18 protein-coding genes and 1 pseudogene are annotated in these 20,048 nt (G+C 71.5%); 16 read left to right on the forward strand and 3 right to left on the reverse strand.

Annotation, left to right across the window (positions count from 1 at the left end):
• Positions 1 to 10 precede the first annotated feature (10 nt).
• The 3 genes from ACNF49_RS09750 to ACNF49_RS09760 all read right to left on the reverse strand — a co-directional run bounded on the left by ACNF49_RS09750 (position 11) and on the right by ACNF49_RS09760 (position 2,938).
• Positions 11 to 937, reverse strand: coding sequence for a sulfite exporter TauE/SafE family protein (locus ACNF49_RS09750; RefSeq protein ID WP_357974772.1), 927 nt, complete (start codon positions 935 to 937; stop codon positions 11 to 13).
• Positions 934 to 2,148: an adenylyl-sulfate kinase gene (gene cysC / locus ACNF49_RS09755; RefSeq protein ID WP_357974769.1), complete on the reverse strand. Its 1,215-nt coding sequence runs from the start codon at positions 2,146 to 2,148 to the stop codon at positions 934 to 936. The genes ACNF49_RS09750 and cysC overlap by 4 nt, the downstream gene beginning before the upstream one ends.
• A gap of 70 nt (positions 2,149 to 2,218) precedes the next feature.
• Positions 2,219 to 2,938, reverse strand: a complete 720-nt coding sequence (locus ACNF49_RS09760; protein ID WP_357974766.1) for a methyltransferase domain-containing protein — start codon at positions 2,936 to 2,938, stop codon at positions 2,219 to 2,221.
• 62 nt (positions 2,939 to 3,000) lie between these two features.
• Here ACNF49_RS09760 and ACNF49_RS09765 point away from each other — a divergent pair, with 62 nt between their 5' ends.
• From ACNF49_RS09765 to ACNF49_RS09840, 16 genes and pseudogenes are all read left to right on the forward strand, one after another.
• On the forward strand, positions 3,001 to 3,372 hold the full coding sequence (locus ACNF49_RS09765) for a cupin domain-containing protein (protein ID WP_357974763.1): 372 nt from the start codon (positions 3,001 to 3,003) through the stop codon (positions 3,370 to 3,372).
• 75 nt (positions 3,373 to 3,447) lie between these two features.
• Positions 3,448 to 6,948, forward strand: a complete 3,501-nt coding sequence (gene mfd / locus ACNF49_RS09770) for a transcription-repair coupling factor (RefSeq protein WP_357974760.1) — start codon at positions 3,448 to 3,450, stop codon at positions 6,946 to 6,948.
• Between the two features lie 23 nt (positions 6,949 to 6,971).
• Positions 6,972 to 7,565, forward strand: a pseudogene (locus ACNF49_RS09775) (SurA N-terminal domain-containing protein); the annotation flags it as partial.
• 4 nt (positions 7,566 to 7,569) lie between these two features.
• Positions 7,570 to 8,502 (forward strand): nucleoside triphosphate pyrophosphohydrolase, encoded by a 933-nt coding sequence (locus ACNF49_RS09780; RefSeq protein ID WP_357974757.1) that lies wholly within the window; start codon positions 7,570 to 7,572, stop codon positions 8,500 to 8,502.
• Between the two features lie 75 nt (positions 8,503 to 8,577).
• The gene (locus ACNF49_RS09785; protein WP_482943484.1) at positions 8,578 to 10,470 is read left to right on the forward strand and encodes a WD40 repeat domain-containing serine/threonine protein kinase; all 1,893 of its coding nucleotides are present in this window, start codon (positions 8,578 to 8,580) and stop codon (positions 10,468 to 10,470) included.
• Positions 10,471 to 10,575: 105 nt separating this feature from the next.
• Positions 10,576 to 11,853, forward strand: a complete 1,278-nt coding sequence (gene eno, locus ACNF49_RS09790) for a phosphopyruvate hydratase (RefSeq protein ID WP_482943485.1) — start codon at positions 10,576 to 10,578, stop codon at positions 11,851 to 11,853.
• 71 nt (positions 11,854 to 11,924) lie between these two features.
• The gene (locus tag ACNF49_RS09795) at positions 11,925 to 12,335 is read left to right on the forward strand and encodes an FtsB family cell division protein (protein WP_357974748.1); all 411 of its coding nucleotides are present in this window, start codon (positions 11,925 to 11,927) and stop codon (positions 12,333 to 12,335) included.
• On the forward strand, positions 12,325 to 12,813 hold the full coding sequence (locus ACNF49_RS09800) for a DUF501 domain-containing protein (protein WP_352323567.1): 489 nt from the start codon (positions 12,325 to 12,327) through the stop codon (positions 12,811 to 12,813). Before ACNF49_RS09795 ends, ACNF49_RS09800 begins: the two co-directional genes overlap by 11 nt.
• Complete coding sequence (locus ACNF49_RS09805) at positions 12,804 to 13,751, forward strand: Ppx/GppA phosphatase family protein (protein ID WP_482943486.1); 948 nt, start codon at positions 12,804 to 12,806, stop codon at positions 13,749 to 13,751. Before ACNF49_RS09800 ends, ACNF49_RS09805 begins: the two co-directional genes overlap by 10 nt.
• 188 nt (positions 13,752 to 13,939) lie before the next feature.
• Positions 13,940 to 15,364, forward strand: coding sequence for a hypothetical protein (locus ACNF49_RS09810; RefSeq protein WP_482943487.1), 1,425 nt, complete (start codon positions 13,940 to 13,942; stop codon positions 15,362 to 15,364).
• Between the two features lie 88 nt (positions 15,365 to 15,452).
• Positions 15,453 to 15,779 (forward strand): PadR family transcriptional regulator, encoded by a 327-nt coding sequence (locus ACNF49_RS09815; protein WP_352323564.1) that lies wholly within the window; start codon positions 15,453 to 15,455, stop codon positions 15,777 to 15,779.
• Entirely contained in the window at positions 15,776 to 16,696 is a 921-nt protein-coding gene (locus ACNF49_RS09820; RefSeq protein WP_482943488.1) for a hypothetical protein, read from the forward strand. The genes ACNF49_RS09815 and ACNF49_RS09820 overlap by 4 nt, the downstream gene beginning before the upstream one ends.
• 18 nt (positions 16,697 to 16,714) lie before the next feature.
• The gene (locus ACNF49_RS09825; RefSeq protein WP_357974736.1) at positions 16,715 to 17,509 is read left to right on the forward strand and encodes a uracil-DNA glycosylase; all 795 of its coding nucleotides are present in this window, start codon (positions 16,715 to 16,717) and stop codon (positions 17,507 to 17,509) included.
• Positions 17,510 to 17,604: 95 nt separating this feature from the next.
• Positions 17,605 to 18,921: an NAD(P)/FAD-dependent oxidoreductase gene (locus ACNF49_RS09830; protein WP_357974734.1), complete on the forward strand. Its 1,317-nt coding sequence runs from the start codon at positions 17,605 to 17,607 to the stop codon at positions 18,919 to 18,921.
• A gap of 80 nt (positions 18,922 to 19,001) precedes the next feature.
• Positions 19,002 to 19,514, forward strand: coding sequence for a glycine cleavage system transcriptional repressor (locus tag ACNF49_RS09835; RefSeq protein WP_357974731.1), 513 nt, complete (start codon positions 19,002 to 19,004; stop codon positions 19,512 to 19,514).
• On the forward strand, positions 19,511 to 20,035 hold the full coding sequence (locus tag ACNF49_RS09840; RefSeq protein WP_357974728.1) for a peptide deformylase: 525 nt from the start codon (positions 19,511 to 19,513) through the stop codon (positions 20,033 to 20,035). Before ACNF49_RS09835 ends, ACNF49_RS09840 begins: the two co-directional genes overlap by 4 nt.
• Positions 20,036 to 20,048 lie beyond the last annotated feature (13 nt).

The raw sequence follows: 20,048 nt of genomic DNA on the forward strand, positions 1-20,048 counted from the left end.
CTCGCGGTGTTCATGGCCGCACTTCGTGCGGCGGGCTCGGTCGCCTCATGCCGCCGCCTTCCCCCGCTGTGGTCGCTGCGCTCCCGCCGCTCCTCCAGGCGACGGCGCTCCCTCGCACCCTCCAGCCGACGACGGTGACGGCCGAGGCGAGGGCGAGGAGGGCGACGGTGAGGGTGTTGTTCACGTCCAGGAGCTTGAGCGCCGAGGCGAGCAGCACGATCGCCAGCAGGGCTCTGATCAGCCCGCCCGGGGCGCGTGAGGAGATCCGCGCGCCGAGGTAGACGCCGGGGATCGAGCCGATCAGCAGCGAGAGCGTGAGCTCCAGCTTGAAGTCGCCGAACATCAGGTGGCCGAGCGCGGCCGACGTGACCAGGGGCACGGCCTGCACCAGGTCGGTGCCGACGAGCTGGTTGGCCTTGAGCGCCGGATAGAGCACGAGCAGGGCCACGATGATCAGCGACCCCGATCCCACGGAGGAGACGCCGACCACCAGTCCGCCTACCGTACCGACCAGTAGGGTCGGAATTGGGCGCACGACGATCTCGTGGGTGCTCGACGAGCCGCCCCGCGCGCCGAGCCAGCCCTTGACCGCCATGCCGACGACGGCCAGCAGCAGCGCCACGCCCAGCGCGTACTTGACCGCGTCGGTCACGGCGAACGCGCGCGCCAGGAACACCCCGCAGAACGCGGCCGGCACCGACCCGGCGCACAACCAGCCGACCAGCCGCAGGTTGACCGTGCCCCGCCGCAGGTGGACGACGCTGCCGACCGGTTTCATGACGGCCGAGGCGACCAGGTCGCTGGAGACCGCGGCCAGCGGCGGGACGTTGAAGAACAACATCATCATCGGGGTCATCAGGGCCCCGCCGCCCATGCCGGTCAGGCCGACCACGATGGCGACGACGAAGGACCCGGCGACCAGTGCGAAGTCGATCAACGTACCCACCCTCCGGACTGCAGCGCCCCCAGGACCTGGGAGACGGCCGCCTCGATCGAGATGTGCGTGGTGTCGATCACCAGGTCGGCGTCGTCCGGCTCCTCGTAGGGGTCGGAGACGCCGGTGAACTCGGGGATCAGGCCGGCGCGGGCCTTGGCGTACAGGCCCTTGCGGTCGCGCCGCTCGCACTCCGCCAGCGGCGTGGCGACGTGCACGAGGAGGAAGTCGGCCCCGACGGACTCGACCGTCTCGCGCACCTCCTCGCGGGTGGCGGCGTAGGGGGCGATGGGGGCGCAGATCGCCAGGCCGCCGTGGCGGGCGGCCTCGGCCGCGACGAAGCCGATGCGCCGGATGTTCAGGTCGCGGTCGGCCTTGGAGAAGGTCAGGCCCTTGGACAGCAGGTGGCGCACGACGTCGCCGTCGAGGTAGGTGACGGTGCGGGTGCCGAGCTCCAGCAGGGCGTCGCGCAGGCCGCGGGCGATGGTGGACTTGCCCGAGCCGGACAGGCCGGTGAAGAAGACGACCAGGCCGCGGCGGTGGGGCGGGCCGGGGAGTGTGACGGGCTCGGGGCCCGCGTAGTGCTCGGTGGCGCCGTAGGCGGTGGCGACGTGCTCGCGCAGTTCGAGGTCGATCTCCGGCTCCGCGCGCGGCGCCAGGGGGACCGGGACCACGACGGTCCCCTCCGGCAGGTGCGCCTTGGCGCGCAGCGCGGCGCGGACGACGCCGGGGCCCGCCTCGCCGTACGAGAGGGGGAGCAGCACGATCACCGCGTCGAGCTCCTTCGCGGTGGCGGTGATCTCGGTGAGGTCGTCGAGCGGCCCGCGCATCGTGACGGCCAGCGCGGGCCGTCCGCCGAGCTCGGCCCTGACCTCGGCGGGCGTGCGGCGCAGGCGGGCGAACGGGCCGTGCTCGGGCGCGCCGAGCGCCTTGAGCGGGCCCGAGGTCAGGCCGTCGGCCTCGCGCGCGGTCACGGTGAGCACGGCCAGCGGCAGGCCCTCGGGGTCGAGCAGCCGCACCTCGTCGCCGGGCGAGACCTCGGCGGGCAGGTGGAGGGTGACCGGCGCGGGCCAGGGAGTGCCGTCGGCGAGCGTGCCGCGCTCGTGCACGGCGTGCACGTCGTCGTGGCCCAGGAAGCCGGTCAGCGGCTCGAACGCCCCGGACAGCAGCAGCTCAAGGTCGGCCAGCTCGTGCGCGTCCGGGGTCCACTCCACGGTTCCGACATCCCAACTATTCCGATTGAATTGGTAGGAAAGGAGTCTAGTCGCTCGGACCGTCCTGTCGCTAGAGCAGCCGGGCGAAGTGATGCTGCGGCTTCCTGATCACCATCGTGATCTCGTCGTGGGAGGCGGGGTAGCGCCCGCCGCTCAGCCGGTCGACCAGCGCGACGGCGGCGGCGCCGAGCCGGCCGGCGCGGGCCGGGCCGCTGATCCGGCGCTCGTCGTCGGTGATCATCAGACCGCGGCTGAGACAGAAGGCGTGCATGCCGTCGCTGGAGGCCAGCGGCTCGTAGACGACGGGCAGCGGGCCCGGCGTGCCGGGGGCGACCAGCGTGCGCCACAACGCCCGGCGCAGCCATGACGGCGTCAGGCGGTCGAGCAGGCCGTAGGCCGACTTCCTGTCGCGCATGCGCAGCAGCACCAGGCCGCCGGGGCGCAGCGACTGGAGCAGGCGGTCGAACACCAGCTCGGCGTGCTGGACGCGTTCGAGCAGGAACGACAGGTGGATCACGTCGTAGGCGCGGTGCTGGAGCGGCACGCAGCGCAGGTCGCCGAGCGACCAGGCCACCAGGTCGGCGCGCTCCTCCACGACGTCTCTGATGACCGGGTGGTCCTCGTCGGCGCCCGTGGCCCTGGCCTCCAGCGGCTCGACGTCGAGCGGCTCGTCGTGGGCGCACCCCGCGACGAGTAGGTCGAGCCGCCGGCTGAACCGCCCGGCCCAGTGCTCGCGGATCCGTTGACCGAAGAGGTCGCCTCGCTGGGCGACTGATCGCACCTCAGACATGTCACCTACAGTAATCAATCGAGTCGTCTCGGTTACGCACTTCCCTGCTAGCGTCCTGCCCCGTGGACGGGCAGGTTTACGTGGGGAACGCCAATATCGACGCGGCCGGCGACCGTGGCTGGCTGCTCGGTCACTTCAAACCCTTCGGCGACCCAAGGCACAGTGAAGAAGTCGAGATCAAGTGGGGCGTGCACCCGGCGGGCGACGAGCGTGCCCAGTGGGTCAGGGGTGAGCAGCGCACCGCCCTGCTCGTCCTGATCAGCGGCCGGTTCCGGGTGGAGCTGCCGGGGCGCGGCGTGCTGCTGGCCGAGCCCGGCGACTACGTGGTCTGGGGCAAGGGCGTGGACCACTCGTGGGTCGCCGAGGAGGAGTCGGTGGTGCTCACCGTACGCTGGCCGTCGGTCCCCGGTTACCGGGTGCCGCACCCCGAGTAGGCTGGGTGGAGACCCCCGCGACCTGACCCGGCCGGGGGTAGTTGTGTTGCCGTCGTGGGGCTGTGGGCGTATCTGATGAGTCTTTCCGGACTGCTTGACCTTGTGGCCCTGGGGGCCGGGGCCGACCCGAAGCTGACCGCCGCGCTCGAAGAGGGCGGCGACGTCTCACTGATCGCGCCCTCGGCGTTGCGGCCGTTCGGCGTGGCCGCGCTGGCCGCGCACGATCAGCGCACCGTGCTGGCCGTCACCGCCACCGGCCGGGAGGCCGAGGACCTGGCGGCGGCGCTGACGAGCCTCGTCGAGCCGAGCTCGGTCGCGGTCTTCCCGGCCTGGGAGACGCTGCCGCACGAGCGGCTCTCGCCGCGCAGCGACACCGTGGGCCAGCGCCTGGCCGTGCTGCGGAGGCTGGCGCACCCGGTCAAGGGCGACACCGCCGCCGGGCCGCTCGGCGTGGTGGTCGCCCCGGTCAGGGCACTGCTCCAGCCGATCGTCAAGGGCCTCGGCGACCTGGAGCCGATCAGGCTGAAGGCGGGCGACGACGCCGACCTCGACGAGGTGGTCGAGCGGCTGGTCACCAACGGCTACCACCGGGTCGACATGGTGGAGAAGCGCGGCGAGGTGGCCGTGCGCGGCGGGCTGCTCGACGTCTTCCCGCCCACCGAGGAACATCCGCTGCGGCTGGAGTTCTGGGGCGACACGGTCGAGGAGATCCGCTGGTTCAAGGTGGCCGACCAGCGCTCGCTGGAGGCGGCCGAGGACGGCCTGTTCGCGCCGCCGTGCCGCGAGCTGCTGCTGACCGGCGAGGTCAGGGCGCGGGCGCGGGAGCTGGCGCAGGAGCATCCGGCCCTCGCCGAGGTGCTCGACCAGCTCTCCGACGGTATTCCGGTCGAGGGCATGGAGGCGTTCGCGCCGGTGCTGGCGGGGGAGATGGACCTGCTGCTCGACCACCTGCCGGTCAGGTCGGCGGTGTTCGTGTGCGACCCCGAGCGCATCAGGGGCCGGGCCGAAGAGCTCGTACGCACCTCGCAGGAGTTCCTGGAGGCGTCCTGGATCAACGCGGCGGCCGGCGGCGAGGCGCCGATCGACCTGGGCGCGGCGGCCTTCCGCACGCTGGAGGACATCCGCGGCCACGCCGACGCGCTGGGCCAGCCGTGGTGGACGATGGCGCCGTTCGGCAACGGCGTCGAGCTCGACGCCCATGACTCCGAGGCCTACCGGGGCGACACCGCCAAGGCGCTGGCCGACATCAAGGGCTGGCTCGCCGAGGACAAGGCGGTCGTGCTGCTCAGCGAGGGCCACGGGCCGGCCGAGCGCATGGTCGAGCTGCTCAAGGGCGTCGACGTGCCCGCGAGGTTGCAGCGTTTCCTGGACAAGGCGCCCGAGCCCAAGGTCGTGCACGTCTCGACCGGCCTGATCGAGCACGGCTTCATCACGCCGCGCCTGGCCGTGCTCACCCACCTCGACCTGGTGGGCCAGAAGGCGTCCACCAAGGACATGCGCCGGCTGCCCTCGCGCCGCCGCAACATGGTCGACCCGCTCCAGCTCAAGGTCGGCGACCACGTCGTGCACGAGCAGCACGGCGTCGGCCGCTACGTCGAGATGGTCCAGCGCACGGTCCAGGGCGCGACCCGCGAGTACCTGGTCATCGAGTACGCCAAGGGCGACCGCCTCTACGTGCCCACCGACCAGCTCGACGAGGTCACCCGCTACGTCGGCGGCGAGGCGCCCACGCTCAACCGCATGGGCGGCGCCGACTGGGCCAAGGCCAAGTCCAAGGCCAAGAAGGCGGTCAAGGAGATCGCCGGCGAGCTGATCAGGCTCTACTCGGCCCGCATGGCCTCGCCCGGCCACGCCTTCGGCGCCGACACGCCGTGGCAGCGCGAGATGGAGGACGCCTTCCCCTACGCCGAGACCGGCGACCAGCTCGAGGCCATCGACGAGGTCAAGCGCGACATGGAGCGCGGCGTCCCGATGGACCGGCTGATCTGCGGCGACGTCGGCTACGGCAAGACCGAGATCGCGGTGCGGGCGGCGTTCAAGGCCGTCCAGGACGGCAAGCAGGTGGCCGTGCTGGTGCCGACCACGCTGCTGGTGCAGCAGCACATGTCCACCTTCGCCGAGCGCTTCTCCAGCTTCCCCATCGCGATCAGGCCGATCTCGCGCTTCCAGACCGACGGCGAGGTCAAGGGCACGCTGGAGGGGCTGCGGTCGGGCGCGGTCGACGTCGTCATCGGCACCCACCGGCTGTTCAGCCCCGAGGTGCGGTTCAAGGACCTCGGGCTGATCATCATCGACGAGGAGCAGCGGTTCGGCGTCGAGCACAAGGAGGCCATGAAGCACCTGCGCACGCAGGTCGACGTGCTGGCCATGTCGGCCACGCCGATCCCGCGCACGCTGGAGATGGGCCTGACCGGCATCCGCGAGATGTCCACGATCCTCACGCCGCCGGAGGAGCGGCACCCGATCCTCACGTTCGTGGGGCCGTACGAGGAGAAGCAGATCGGGGCGGCGATCCGGCGCGAGCTGATGCGCGACGGCCAGATCTTCTTCGTGCACAACCGGGTGGCCTCGATCAACCGGGTGGCGGCGCGGCTGCGCGAGCTGGTCCCCGAGGCGCGCATCGCGGTCGCCCACGGCCAGATGAACGAGCACCAGCTCGAAAAGATCATGGTCGGGTTCTGGGAACGCGAGTACGACCTGCTCGTCTCCACCACGATCGTCGAGTCCGGCCTCGACGTGCCCAACGCCAACACGCTCATCGTCGACCGGGCCGACAACTACGGCCTGTCCCAGCTCCACCAGCTCAGGGGTCGGGTCGGGCGAGGCAGGGAACGCGGTTACGCGTACTTCCTCTACCCGCCGGAGAAGCCGCTGACGGAGACCGCGCACGAGCGCCTGGCCACCATCTCCCAGCACACCGAGATGGGCGCGGGCATGTACGTCGCGATGAAGGACCTGGAGATCCGCGGCGCGGGCAACGTGCTCGGCGCCGAGCAGTCGGGCTTCATCGCGGGCGTCGGCTTCGACCTCTACGTGCGCCTGATGGCCGAGGCCGTGCAGGAGCAGAAGGCCAAGCTGTCCGGGGCCGAGGTCCAGGAGGAGCAGCAGGACGTCAAGGTCGAGCTGCCCATCAACGCCCACATCCCGCACGACTACGTCACCTCCGAGCGGCTGCGGCTGGAGGCGTACAAGCGGATCGCGGCCATCACCGCGCCGATCCACATCGACGAGGTCCGCGAGGAGCTCACCGACCGGTACGGCAAGCCGCCGGTGGAGGTGGAGAACCTGCTGGAGGTGGCCCGCTTCCGGATCAAGGCGCGCTCGGCCGGGCTCACCGACGTCACGCTGCAGGGGCAGAACATCAAGTTCGGCCCGGCGCGGCTGCGGGAGTCGCAGCAGGTCAGGCTCGACCGGCTGTACAAGAAGGCGGTCTACAAGCAGGCGGCCGAGACGTTGCTCGTGCCGGTTCCCAAGACCAAGCCGCTGGGCGGGCAGCCGTTGCGCGACCTGGATCTGCTCAAATGGTGCGGCGACCTGGTCGAGGCGATGTTTCTTGAGCCCGCGCGGGTAAGCTAAGCGCGGTTTTTGTTCGGAAAGGGACGCATGTGAAGTCGATTCGAGTGGCTGTGGCCGCCGGTGCGGTAGGACTCGCCGCGCTGACCGCCTGCTCTTCGCCCATGGAGGCCGGAGCCGCGGCCGTGGTCGGGAGCGAGCGCATCTCGGCCCGCGACCTGACCAAGAACGTTCAGGCGTACGAGGCCGCCCTCAAGCGCGCCAACGTCTCGGCCGAGCAGCTCGGGGTGCCCGTCACCCAGTTCGTGCTCTACCGGATGGCGAACGAGAGCGCGTTCAGGCAGCTTGCGGCCAAGCACAACGTGCAGGTCAGCGAGAGCGAGGTCGACAACGCGCTCAAGGACCCGGGCCAGTACCAGTCGCCCGAGATCAACCTGATCGCCAGGGGCGTCAGCCCGGCCGACGCGCGCGGCTACCTGCGCGCGGAGCTGGGCGCGGTCAAGGTGCGCAACCAGCTCGGCGGCGCCCGGGACCAGGCCGCCCAGGAGAAGTTCGTCAAGGAGCTGACGAGCATCAAGCCGATCTACAGCCCGCGTTACGGCCAGTTCACCCAGCAGGGCTTCGTCGATCCGGGCCGGTTCGGCAAGTCCTCCCAGCAGGCGCAGCCGCAGCAGGGCTAGCCCGATGCCGCTGATCGTCGTCACCACCTCGCCCAGGGTCGCGCCGGGCCTGCTGAGCGACCAGGCCTGGCAGGCGCTGCGCTCGGGGCCCGTGCTGACCGGCTCCGCCGCCCACCCGCAGCTTCCCTATCTGGCCGCCGCCGGGATCGAGGCGGAGGTCGTCGTGCCCGACGCGGTCGCGCTGTCCAGGCGGGCGGTGCGCGAGCGGGTGGTCTGGCTCGCCGGTGACGACGAGGACTTCATGCGCGCGATCGGGCGCGCGGCCATCGCGCTCGACGAGCCGCCGCTCATCGAGGTCGTGCCCGGTTCGTACGACCTGCCCGGCTCGCGGGTGCTCGACCTGGTCGCGGTGATGGACCGGCTGCGCACCGAATGCCCGTGGGACCGCAAGCAGACGCACGAGTCGCTGGTGCCGTACCTGCTGGAGGAGTCGTACGAGGTCCTGGAGACGATCGAGCAGGGCGACTACCCGGCGCTCCGCGAGGAGCTCGGCGACCTGCTGCTCCAGGTGGTCTTCCATGCCCGCGTGGCCGAGACGTTCGACATGGACGACGTCGCCGCGGGGATCGTCGAGAAGCTCGTCCGGCGGCACCCGCACGTGTTCGGGTCGGTGCGGGCCGAGAGCGCGGACGAGGTCAACGACAACTGGGAGGCGATCAAGGCGGCCGAGCGGGCGGCCAAGGGCGGCGAGCCGTCGGTGCTCGACGGCGTCCCCATGGGCCAGCCCGCGCTCGCGCTGGCCGCCCAGCTGCTGCGCAGGGCCGAGCGGGCCGGTGCGCCCGAGGCGCTGGCGGCCGCGATCGGCCAGGGTGTGGCCCGCGAGCTGTTCGACCTCGTACGCCGGGCGCAGGAAGCCGGGCTGGACCCCGAGGCCGAGCTGCGTGCCGCGGCCCGTGCCTACCGCGACCGCGTACGCGCGTGGGAGTCCAACGCCTGACCGCCCTGGTTGTCGGAAGAAGTCACCAAATGCCAGGATCCTCGGGGGCTTGAACCGGCGAGCCGAGGGGGACTGGTGGTAGAGCTGAGACCGCTGCGCTCGGGGGAGCCGCGGGAGGTGGCGGGCTACCGCCTGCTCGGCAGGCTGGGCGACGGCGGGCAGGGGTCGGTGTTCCTCGGCCGCGACGCGGGCGGCGGCCACGCGGCCGTCAAGGTGCTGCATCCGCGCCTGCTGGGCGACGAGCGGGCCACCCGCCGGTTCCTGCGGGAGAGCGCGACCGCCGCCAAGGTGGCGGGCTCACGCACGGCGCGGATCTACGGCAGCGGGCTGGCCGAGGGGCGGCCGTACATCGTCAGCGAGTTCATCGACGGGCCGTCCCTGCACGACCTGGTCCTCGACGGCGGCCCGCTGACCGGCGGCGAGCTGGAACGGCTGGCGGCCGGCACGATCACGGCCCTGATCGCCATCCACGGCGCGGGCATCGTGCACCGCGACTTCAAGCCGAGCAACGTGCTGATGGGCCAGGACGGCCCCCGCGTGATCGACTTCGGCATCGCCAAGGACCTGGACTTCTCCACCACGGCGAGCAGCGTCGTCGGCACGCCGGGGTACATGTCGCCGGAGCAGATCGCGGGGGAGGACGCGACGGCCGCCTCCGACGTCTTCAGCTGGGCGGCCACCATCGGGTTCGCCGCCACGGGGGAGCCGCTGTTCGGCCGGGACTCGATCCCGGCCGTGCTGAACCGGATCCTGCACGCCGAGCCGGACCTGCGTGAGGTGCCCGAGCCGCTGCGCGCGGTGCTGGCGGCGTGCCTGGCCAAGGAGCCGCAGGCGCGGCCGTCGGCCGACGACGTGCTGGCGCGGCCGCTGGGCCGTACGGCATCGCGCGGGCACGTCCGCGGCCGCGCCCGCGGACGGGCGCGGCACGGCGGGGGTGAGGTGCGGGCTTCGCGGTCCGGTGCGCGTCCGGGGGCGCGGCGGGGGTGGGCCGCCGCCGGGATCGGCGTGCTCGTCGCCGTGGGGGTGGTGGCCGGGGCGCTGTGGCGGAACGCCGGCCTGCCCTCCGGCCTGTCCTCCGGCGGGCAGTCGGAGGCGTTCGGCGTCGAGCTCGGCCCCGCGTTCGGGCCCGAGCCGGGCGCCCAGGTGGCGGCGATGGCCATCGGCCATCACAAGGGCGCGCCCGTCGTCGTCTACGCCGAGAGGAAGGGCAACTCGATCGAGGTGTGGGACCCGCGTACCGGCGAGCCGCTCGACCGGCTCGCGAACGCGGGCCCAACGCCGGTGCGCTCACTGCTGCTGGTCCCGGTGGGCGGCCGGCAGACAGCGGTCTGGACGGGCACGGACGGGACCGTGCGGCGCTGGCGCATCGGCGACGCCCGCCCCGGCACGTGGCGCAAGGTGTGCCCGTCGGAGGCCCGGCTGGCGTCCGGCCAGTGGCGCAAGCAGCCCGCGGTCGTGATCGGCTGCCGCGACGGCCGGGTCGTGACGCTCGACCTGGCCGCCAACCGCGTCGTCGCCAGCGCCAGGCCGGCCGCCGGCCCGGTCACCGCCCTGGCCTGGGACGAGGCCAGCGGCAAGGCCCTCGTCGGCACCGGCCGGGGCCTGGTGGGCACGGCCGGTGGGCTGCTCGGCGAGGGCAAGGGCCAGGTGCGCTCGGTCGCCGCGTTCGGCGACGGCCGCGCGGCCGTCACCACGGGCCGCTCGACCGCCGTGTACGACCTGGCCAGCGGCGCCTTCGTGCGCGGCTTCACCACGGGCGCGGCGGGCGCCGGCGTCACGGCCGCGGGCGGCCGCCGGATGATCGCCGGCGGCGGCGAAGGGGTCACCGTGTGGAACGCCGACCGCGGCGAGCGGCTGGGCGGCCTCGCGCCGGGCAAGAAGGTCAGCGGCCTGGCGGCGGGCGACGGGCTGCTGGTCGTCGCGACGGGCGGCCGCCTCCAGGCCTGGAGCCTGTCCTCGACCGGCTGACCCGGCACGGGCCCGGCGTCCGGCACCTGGACCGTGCCGTACCGGTGGCCCGGGGTACCGATAGGCTCTGATGGCATATTGCCTTTCGATTTAGGAGCGCAACCCGTGGCTACCATCGAGGTCGTTTACGCTCGCGAGATCCTCGACTCCCGGGGCAACCCCACGGTCGAGGTCGAGGTCGTGCTCGACGACGGCAGCAGCGGCCGTGCCGCCGTGCCGAGCGGGGCGTCCACCGGCCAGTTCGAGGCGGTCGAGCTGCGTGACGGCGGCAAGCGCTATGGCGGCAAGGGCGTGGAGAAGGCCGTGCTCGCCGTGACCGACGAGATCTTCGAGGAGATCAACGGGGTCGAGGCCGAGGACCAGCGCATCATCGACCAGATCATGATCGACCTCGACCGCACGCCCAACAAGGCCAAGCTGGGCGCCAACGCCATCCTGGGCGTCTCGCTCGCCGTCGCCAAGGCCGCGGCCGACAGCGCCGACCTGCCCCTGTTCCGCTACGTCGGCGGCCCCAACGCCCACGTGCTGCCCGTGCCGATGATGAACATCCTCAACGGCGGCGCACACGCCGACACCAACGTCGACATCCAGGAGTTCATGATCGCGCCGATCGGGGCGGAGACGTTCCGCGAGGCCGTGCGCATGGGCACCGAGGTCTACCACGCGCTCAAGGGCGTGCTGAAGGAGAAGGGCTACGCGACGGGCCTGGGCGACGAGGGCGGCTTCGCCCCCAACCTGCCCTCCAACCGCGACGCCCTCGACCTGATCCTGGTCGCGATCGAGCGGGCCGGCTACGTGCCGGGCGAAGACGTGGCGCTGGCCCTCGACGTGGCCGCCTCCGAGTTCCACAAGGACGGCGTCTACACGATCGACGGCAAGGGCGTCTCGGCGCGGGAGCTCATCGCCTTCTACGAAGACCTGGTCGACAACTACCCGCTGGTCTCCATCGAGGACCCCCTCGACGAGGAGGACTGGGAGGGCTGGAAGGCCATCACCGAGGCCCTCGGCGACAAGGTGCAGCTCGTCGGCGACGACCTGTTCGTCACCAACCCCGAGCGGCTGGAGCGCGGCATCAACGAGGGCACCGCCAACGCCCTGCTGGTCAAGGTCAACCAGATCGGCACGCTGTCGGAGACCCTCGACGCCGTCGACCTGGCCCACCGCAGCGGCTACCGGTGCATGATGAGCCACCGTTCCGGCGAGACCGAGGACACGACGATCGCCGACCTGGCGGTGGCGGTCAACTGCGGCCAGATCAAGACCGGCGCCCCGGCGCGGTCCGACCGCGTGGCCAAGTACAACCAGTTGCTGCGCATCGAGGAGCTTCTCGACGACGCCGCCCGCTACGCGGGTCGCGCGGCTTTTCCGCGGTTCCGGCGCTAGTTTCGACTGACGGTCCGCGGCCTGGGAAGGTCTGACGGCCGCGGGCCGTACGTCGAAGGGGGTGTGCAGCATTGGCGAAGAGGCCGCAGCTGACCGGGCGGGCCGCCATCCTCGCGGTCGTGGTGTGCGCGATCGCGATGAGCCTGGCCTACCCTGTGCGCGAGTACATCAGCCTGCGCCGCAGCATCGCCGAGCTGCAGGCGGAGAAGGCCAGGGTCGAGGCCGAGCGGCAGACGCTGCTGGCGCGCGACCGGCAGAGCGACGATCCCAACTGGATCAGGCGCACCGCCAAGGAGCGGCTGCACTTCTGCGGCCCCGGCGAGAAGTGTTATGTGGTGATGGAGCCCGAGCAGGGCAAGGAGCAGACGGCCGTGAAGCAGCCCGTCGAGGTGCCGCCGTGGTACCAGACGCTGTGGGAGTCGGTGGAGGCCGCCGACAAGGGCACGGGCCGCAGAGCGGTGGAGAGCAGCAGTGGAAAGTGACGACGTCGAGGCGGTCCAGCGGCAGCTCGGCCGGCCGCCCAGAGGTCTGCGCGGGGTGGCCCACCGCTGCCCGTGCGGCAATCCCGACGTGGTGGAGACCGCGCCGCGGCTGCCCGACGGGTCGCCGTTCCCGACCCTGTACTACCTGACCTGTCCCAAGGCCGCCTCGGCCATCGGCACCCTCGAAGGCTCCGGCCTGATGCGCGAGATGCAGGCCAGGCTGGCAAGCGACCCCGACCTGGCGGCCGCCTACCAGGCCGCGCACGACGACTACGTCGCCAGGCGCGACAAGGCGGCCCACGACGAGGGCATGGAGCCGCTGCCCCGCGACATGCAGAGCACCGGCGGCATGCCGCTGCGCGTGAAGTGCCTGCACGCCCTGGTGGCGCACGAGCTGGCGGTGCCGGGGAGCAACCCGTTCGGCAGGGAGGCGCTCGACGCGCTCCCCGACTGGTGGAGTGACGGACCATGCGTGTAGCCGCCATCGACTGCGGCACCAACTCGGTGCGCCTGCTCATCGCCGACGTCCGCGACGACACGCTGCACGACGTCGAGCGGCGGATGGAGATCGTCCGCCTGGGGCAGGGGGTCGACCGCACCGGCATGCTGGCGCCCGACGCGCTGGAGCGCACGTTCAAGGCGATGCGTTCCTACCGGGAGCTCATCGACCGGCACGGCGCGGTCGCGACCAGGGTGGTGGCCACGAGCGCCACCCGCGACGCGGGCAACCGGCAGGAGTTCGCCGACGGCGTCCGTGAGATCTTCGGCGTGACGCCCGAGGTCGTGACGGGGGCGGAGGAGGCCGAGCTGTCGTTCAGGGGGGCGACCAGGGGCCTGCTGCGCATCTCGCCGGAGACCGAGGTGCCGCAGGGCCCGCTGCCGCCCTACCTGGTGGTGGACATCGGCGGCGGTTCCACGGAGTTCGTGGTCGGCTCCGAGCACGCCGAGGCCGCGCTGTCGGTGGACATCGGCTGCGTACGGCTGACCGAACGCCACCTGAAGGACGCCGGCGACCCGCCGCCGGCCCCGGCGCTGGAGGCCGTCGTCGCCGACATCGAGGCGGCCCTCGACCGGGTCGAGGAGGCGGTGCCCGTCGAGCGGGCGCACACGCTGGTCGGCCTGGCGGGCTCGGTGACCACGATCGCGGGCATCGCGCTCGACCTGCCGGCCTACGACTCCGAGCGCATCCACCACTCCAGGATCACCGCCGAAGAGGTGCACGAGGTGACGCGGCGGCTGCTTGCGATGACCCATGGTGATCGCGCGCAGGTTCCGGTGATGCATCCTGGGCGTGTTGACGTGATTGGTGCCGGTGCGCTAATTCTTGACCGGATCGTGCGTCGTTTTGCGTTTTCGCAGGTCGTCGTCAGCGAACACGACATCTTGGACGGAATCGCCTGGTCCCTCGCCGACTGAGATAGCGAAATCCGGACATTTCCGATCTATGACCCGTGTTGAGCGTGCAATCACTATTGTGATTAGGTAAAGGCGCAAAACGGGGGCTTTGCCATATTGCTGTGCACGGAAGGTGCCGGCGTGGCGACCGTTCCCGAGCGCGTCTTTTCCCTCACGGAATGGAGCACTCTCACATGATGTCTGTTGGGTTGGCACGTAAGGCGGCGGCGTTCGGCGCCTCCGCCGCCGTGCTGGCCGCCATGGCAGCGGGCCTGGTCGCCAGCCCCGCTCAGGCGGCGACCTCGGCCGCGGCGGGCAAGGCCAGCACGGCCACCGCGGCCAAGTCCTCCAAGGTCTCGGTCACCGCACCGAAGGCCGCCGACCAGGACTACCAGGGTTCCTGCCCGGTCAAGGTCAACTTCTCGGCCAAGATCAAGGTCCCGGTCAAGGGCAAGACCGAGCTCGCCTACCGTTGGCTCCACGGTGACGGGTCCAAGGGCAAGGTCCAGGTTGTCAAGCTCAAGGGCCACGGCACCAAGTCGGTCACCGTCAAGGAGTCGGTGACCTTCAAGGGTGACGTCAAGGGCTGGGAGGCCGTCCAGGTCCTCGGTCCGAAGAAGGTCACGTCCAAGAAGGGCTACTTCTCGGTCTCGTGTGTCGACCTCGGTGGCGTCCGTACGGACAAGGACGTGTCGGTCTCGGCTCGCGCCTGGGCCAACCCGTCGTCCTACGAGGGCGTCTGCACCCCGGGCGACAAGATCGACTTCACCGGTCTGATCAGCGTCAACCACCCGACCTGGGTCCGCTACCGTTGGATCCTGAACGGCGACGTCGTCGACCACGGCAAGGTCAAGGTCTGGAACAAGCGTAAGGTCGGCTTCGGCCTCTCCCCGCGTCACAGCCAGCGTGGCTGGGCGCAGCTGGAGATCGTCGGCCCCGATGACGCCCTGTCCAACCGCGCCTACTACAAGGTGTGGTGCAAGGACTCGACCCCCGCTCCCGCTGTCAAGGTGTCGGCCACCAACCTGGTGACGGCCACCAACAACAACGGGTGCAAGGTCGGCGCGCACGCCACGGTCAGCGTGACCGGCGCCGCGCGCGTCCAGTACACCTGGGCGGTCAACGGCGAGTCCGTGTCCAAGGGCGAGAGCTTCTTCGCGGGCAGCGGCTCCAAGACCGTCGAGCTCCCCGAGCGGGCGCTGAGCGGCGAGGCCGCCAAGGGTGGCAAGATCACCCTGACGGTCACCGGCCGGAACAACAGTGACTCGATCACGCAGTCATACGCGGCGTGCGAGGCTCCCAAGCCCACCGCGTCCGTGTCGGCCGTGTCGGTCTCCGGCACCCGCAACGACATGTGCAAGGACAACCGTGGTCCCGGCGTGGACTTCTCGGCCACCCTGCACAGCACCGGCCCGACCACCGTCAAGTACTACTGGGTGGTCAACGGCGTCAAGGACGTCAACGTCCTTGAGCGTCAGGTCAACGGCGACCTCTCCGTGACCTGGGGCGTCGGTGGCACGCACGGCAGCAAGGAGACGAAGGGCACCATCGAGCTCGTCGTCGTCAGCCCGAACGCCGCCTCGTCGGGCGTCGCCAACTACTCGGCGACCTGCCCGGCCAAGGCCGACGCCTAAGCTGATCATGTGACCGGGCGGCACCCTCACGGGAGCCGCCCGGTTCTCTTGTTGCCACTACTGTGCATAGCGCAGTACTCTGCTTCGCGTGGATAGCAGCCAGTTGCTCAAGGGCGTGCTCGACCTGGCCGTCCTGGCCGTGCTCGCCGAGCGCGACGGCTACGGCTACGACGTCGTGCGCAGGCTCAGGGAGGCGGGCCTGGAAGAGGTCGGCGACGCCTCCGTCTACGGCACGCTGCGCCGCCTGTTCAAGGCCGGCGCGCTCAACTCCTACGTCGTGGCCTCCGACGAGGGCCCCCACCGCAAGTACTACGGGCTCAACGAGGTCGGCCGCACCCTGTACGCCACCTCCGCCAAGCGGTGGGCGTCCTTCGCGGCGACCATGGATTCCCTGCTCAAGGAGGGCCACGCATGACTACGCCGGAACAGTACGCGCAGGCCGTCCGCGACGCCCTGGCCGGTCACCCGGACCGCGAGGAGCTGATCGAGGACCTCGACGACCATCTGGCCGAGATCGCGGCCGAGTCCGACCTGCCGCTGGAGGATCGGCTCGGGCCGCCCGCCGCGTACGCGGAGGAGCTGGTGGCCGCCTACGGAGGGCGTCCCCAGAGCGGGCGGAGTCGCCGTCCGCGGCCTCGCGCGTGGGCGGCGGGGGCGCATGCCGGGCTGCTGCGGCACAAGCCGTACCGGAGCTTCGTGGCCTTCCTGCCCGAGCTGCGGCCCGGCTGGTGGGTGCTGCGCGGCTACCTGCTGGCCATGCTGCTGCCGGCGATCACGGCGGGCGGCGGCGTCGTCCCCGGGAACCTGGCGGAGTGGGCGCTCGTGGCGGTGGCCGTGTGGGTCTCGGTGTGGTTCGGCCGGGCCCGCGGGGGGCGCTTCGCCGCGCTGCTGGCCACGGGCGTCAACGTGCTGGCGGCGCTGGCGCTGCTCGCCGGCATGGCGACGCTCTCCGACCGGGACGACCAGCAGGTCGCGATGGCGGCGCCGGCCGACGTGATGCTGGTCGGCGGCGGCCTCGACGTCTACAACATCAAGCCGTACGCCAAGGACGGCAGCCCGCTGTCCGACGTCTACCTCTACGACCAGGACGGCAACCCGATCACCGTCAGCCCCGAGAACCACGGCTACATGGTCGACCGGTCCTGCGGCGAGCCGGTGCTCAACCGCTACCCGCTGCCGCTGGTCCAGCAGCAGGAGATGATGGCCGACAACGGCATGCCCACGGCCACGCCCGCCGCCTGCCCGACGGCCTCCACGGCGCCCCTCGCCCCGTCGGCGACGCCCGTGCCGACCGCCACCACCGCCACGCCCGTGCCCGAGAGGACGAAGTGATCGGGCACCATCGGTGTCATGAGCTTCGTACCACCCGGCACCGGCTGGCCCGGCGACCCCGCCACCCCTGACACCCCGGTGGCCCACGACCCCGCGGACGTGCGCCGCCTCGCCTCCACCACCGGCACCCTCGCGGAGCTCACGGCCGCGCAGTCCGTCTGCCGCGCCTGCCCGCGTCTGGTGGAGTGGCGCGAGGAGGTGGCGCGCGTGAGGCGGCGCGCGTTCGCGGACGAGACGTACTGGGGCCGTCCGGTCCCCGGGTGGGGGGCCGAGCGGCCGAAGGTGCTGCTGGTCGGCCTGGCGCCGGCCGCCCACGGGGGCAACAGGACGGGCCGCATCTTCACCGGCGACCGCAGCGGCGACTGGCTGTTCGCCTCGCTCCACCGCTGCGGCCTGGCGGCCAAGGAGACCAGCACGTACGCCGGCGACGGCCAGGAGCTCATCGACACCAGGGTGGTGGCGTCGGTGCGCTGCGCGCCCCCGGCCAACAAGCCCACACCGGAGGAGAAGGCCGCCTGCTTCCCGTGGATGGCGCGCGAGGTGGCGATGGTGGCGGAGAGCGTACGGGTGGTGGTGGCGCTCGGCGGGTTCGCCTGGCAGGCCATGTGGCCCGCGCTCAAGGACGCCGGCTACGACCTGCCGCGCACCCGCCCCCGGTTCGGCCACGGCGTCGAGGTCGAGGTCCGGCACGACGCCGCCCCCGTCACCCTGGTCGGCTGCTACCACCCCAGCCAGCAGAACACCTTCACCGGCCGCGTCACCGCCCAGATGCTGGACGACGTCTTCCTGCGGGCCAGGTCACTGGCGGTGTGACGCGTCCCACCATCCCCGGGTTGGACTCTCCGGAAGTGCCCGACGTAAGCTTGTGAATGCTTTCACAAGCATTCCACGAGGGATGGGGCCTCAGGATGAACAAGCACATCTTGATCGTCGGCGGCGGTTACGTCGGCCTGTACACCGCGCTCAGGCTGCAGCGCAAGCTCCACCGCGAGCTGCGCGGCGGCGAGGCGCGCATCACGATCATCGATCCCCAGTCCTACATGACCTACCAGCCGTTCCTGCCGGAGGCGGCGGCGGGCAACCTCTCGCCCAGGCACATGGTGGCCCCGCTGCGCCGGATCCTCCCCAAGGTGCGCATTCTGAACGGCACGGTGACCAAGGTCGACCACGCCGAGCGCGCCGTCACCTTCCAGCCCGCCGAGGGCGAGCCGCGCCAGGTGGCCTACGACGTGATCGTGATGGCCGCCGGGTCGATCTCGCGTACGCTGCCGATCCCCGGGCTGACCGACATCGGCATCGGGTTCAAGACCGTCGGCGAGGCCATCGCGCTGCGCAACCGCGTGCTGCACCTGCTCGACGTGGCCGAGTCGACCGTCGATCCCGACGTGCGGCGCAGGGCGCTCACGTTCGTCGTGGTCGGAGCCGGCTTCGCCGGCGTGGAGGCGCTGGCCGAGCTGGAGGACATGGCCAAGGACTCCACCCGCTACTACCGCAACATCAGCCCGGCCGACCTGCGCTGGGTCCTCGTCGAGGCCACGAACCGGGTGCTGCCCGAGGTCGGCCCCGAGATGGGCAAGTGGACGCTGGAGCAGCTGCGCGAACGCGGCATCGAGGTCAAGCTGGACACCAGGCTGGAGTCGTGCGAGGGCGGCCACGTCGTGCTCAGCGACGGCACCGAGTTCGACGCCGAGACTCTGGTGTGGACGGCGGGCGTCAAGCCGAGCCCGGTCGTCAACGACAGCGACCTGCCCCTGGACGAGCGGGGCCGGATCAGGACCACCGCCGCCCTGACCGTCGCCGGCACCCGCGACGCCTTCGCCGCCGGCGACGCGGCCGGAGTGCCCGACGTGACGAACCCGGGCCAGTACTGCGCCCCCAACGCCCAGCACGCCGTGCGCCAGGCCAAGGTGCTGGCGGACAACATCGTCCGCCACCTGCGCGGCGAGCAACTGGTCGATTACCGCCACAAGTATGTCGGATCGGTCGCCGGATTGGGCCTGCACCAGGGCGTCGCCAATGTCTATGGCGTGAAGCTGCGCGGTTTCCCTGCGTGGTTCATGCACCGCACCTACCATCTGTCGCGGGTGCCGACGCTGAACCGCAAGGTCCGTGTCGTCGTCGACTGGACCCTGGCCCTGTTCTTCAAGCGAGAGACCATCTCGCTGGGTGAGATGGAGCATCCGCGCGACGGGTTCAGGGCCGCGGTGGCGACGACCCGCCGCTAGCCCAGGTACGGCAGCGCCCCGGCGAGCATCGCCGGGGCGTTTTCGGCACCCCTGGACGAAATGCGGAAGGGGTACCACGGGTGGGGCTCTCAGCGGTGACCGTGCTCGGCGTGGACCGGCCCGGCGTGATCGCCGCCGTCACCGGTTCGCTGGCCGACTGCGGTGCGAACATCCAGGACTCGACCATGACGCTGCTCGGCGGGTACGTGGCGATGATGCTGCTGGTCTCCGGCGATCTCGACTCCGCCGAGCTGACCAAACGGCTCACCGCGCCCGAGCTGGTGGTCTCCGCCTCGGCGATCGAGGCGCGGCGGCACTTCTGCGACGACGGCGGCGGCCTCGGCTACGTCCTCACCGTGCACGGCCCCGACCGGCCGGGCATCATCTCGGCCGTCAGCGCCGTGCTGGCCGCCGACGGCGGCAACATCACCGGCATGAGCACCCGGCTCACCGGCCGCCTCTACGTGCTCATCGCCGACGTCGAGCTGCCCAAGGACGTCGACGTCGCCGCCCTCATGCGCCGGCTGGCGGCGGTCGGGGCGGGGCTCGACTCGGAGATCACCTTCCGTCCCGTCGAGCCGGACCTGCTGTGACGGGCGCCAGAGGCACCCCGCGCCAGGTGCTCGGCGCGCCGCACCCGGCGCTGTCGGCCAGGGCCGAGCCGGTCGACCCGGCGGCCCCCGAGACCGTGCGGGCCGCGGCCGACCTCCTCGCCACCCTGCGCGGCGAGACGGCCATGACGGGTCTGGCCGCCCCGCAGATCGGCCTGAGGTGGCGGCTGATCGCCTTCAACGCCTGGGCCCACCCTCGGGCCCGGTCGTGGGCCGGGGAGCTCGTCCTGGTCAACCCTCGCCTCACCAGCGCCTCCCACTGGGACGGCGGGCGCGAGGGGTGCGCGTCCATCGCGGGGCTCACGGCGGACGTACGCCGGGCGACGCGTATCACCGTACATGGGCATTTGCCGGGCACGGGGGAGCCGGTCATCATCGAGGCGGACGCCTTCGAAGCCCGCTGCATTCAGCACCAACTGGACCATCTGGACGGTCTACTCTTCTTGGACAGAGTGCCAGGGGCGCTATCACTTCACCGCAGACTTCACAGTTGTGACGCCTGATGCGAAGTTGTGC

The sequence above is a fragment of the Actinomadura sp. ATCC 39365 genome (assembly GCF_054392275.1).

Bases quoted from the DNA above. Each gene is read 5' to 3' on its own strand.
- ACNF49_RS09760 (WP_357974766.1), bottom strand. From the start codon at position 2,938: ATGTCTGAGGTGCGATCAGTCGCCCAGCGAGGCGACCTCTTCGGTCAA.
- mfd (WP_357974760.1), top strand. From the start codon at position 3,448: ATGAGTCTTTCCGGACTGCTTGACCTTGTGGCCCTGGGGGCCGGGGCC.
- ACNF49_RS09780 (WP_357974757.1), top strand. From the start codon at position 7,570: ATGCCGCTGATCGTCGTCACCACCTCGCCCAGGGTCGCGCCGGGCCTG.
- ACNF49_RS09805 (WP_482943486.1), top strand. From the start codon at position 12,804: ATGCGTGTAGCCGCCATCGACTGCGGCACCAACTCGGTGCGCCTGCTC.
- ACNF49_RS09820 (WP_482943488.1), top strand. From the start codon at position 15,776: ATGACTACGCCGGAACAGTACGCGCAGGCCGTCCGCGACGCCCTGGCC.
- ACNF49_RS09825 (WP_357974736.1), top strand. From the start codon at position 16,715: ATGAGCTTCGTACCACCCGGCACCGGCTGGCCCGGCGACCCCGCCACC.
- ACNF49_RS09830 (WP_357974734.1), top strand. From the start codon at position 17,605: ATGAACAAGCACATCTTGATCGTCGGCGGCGGTTACGTCGGCCTGTAC.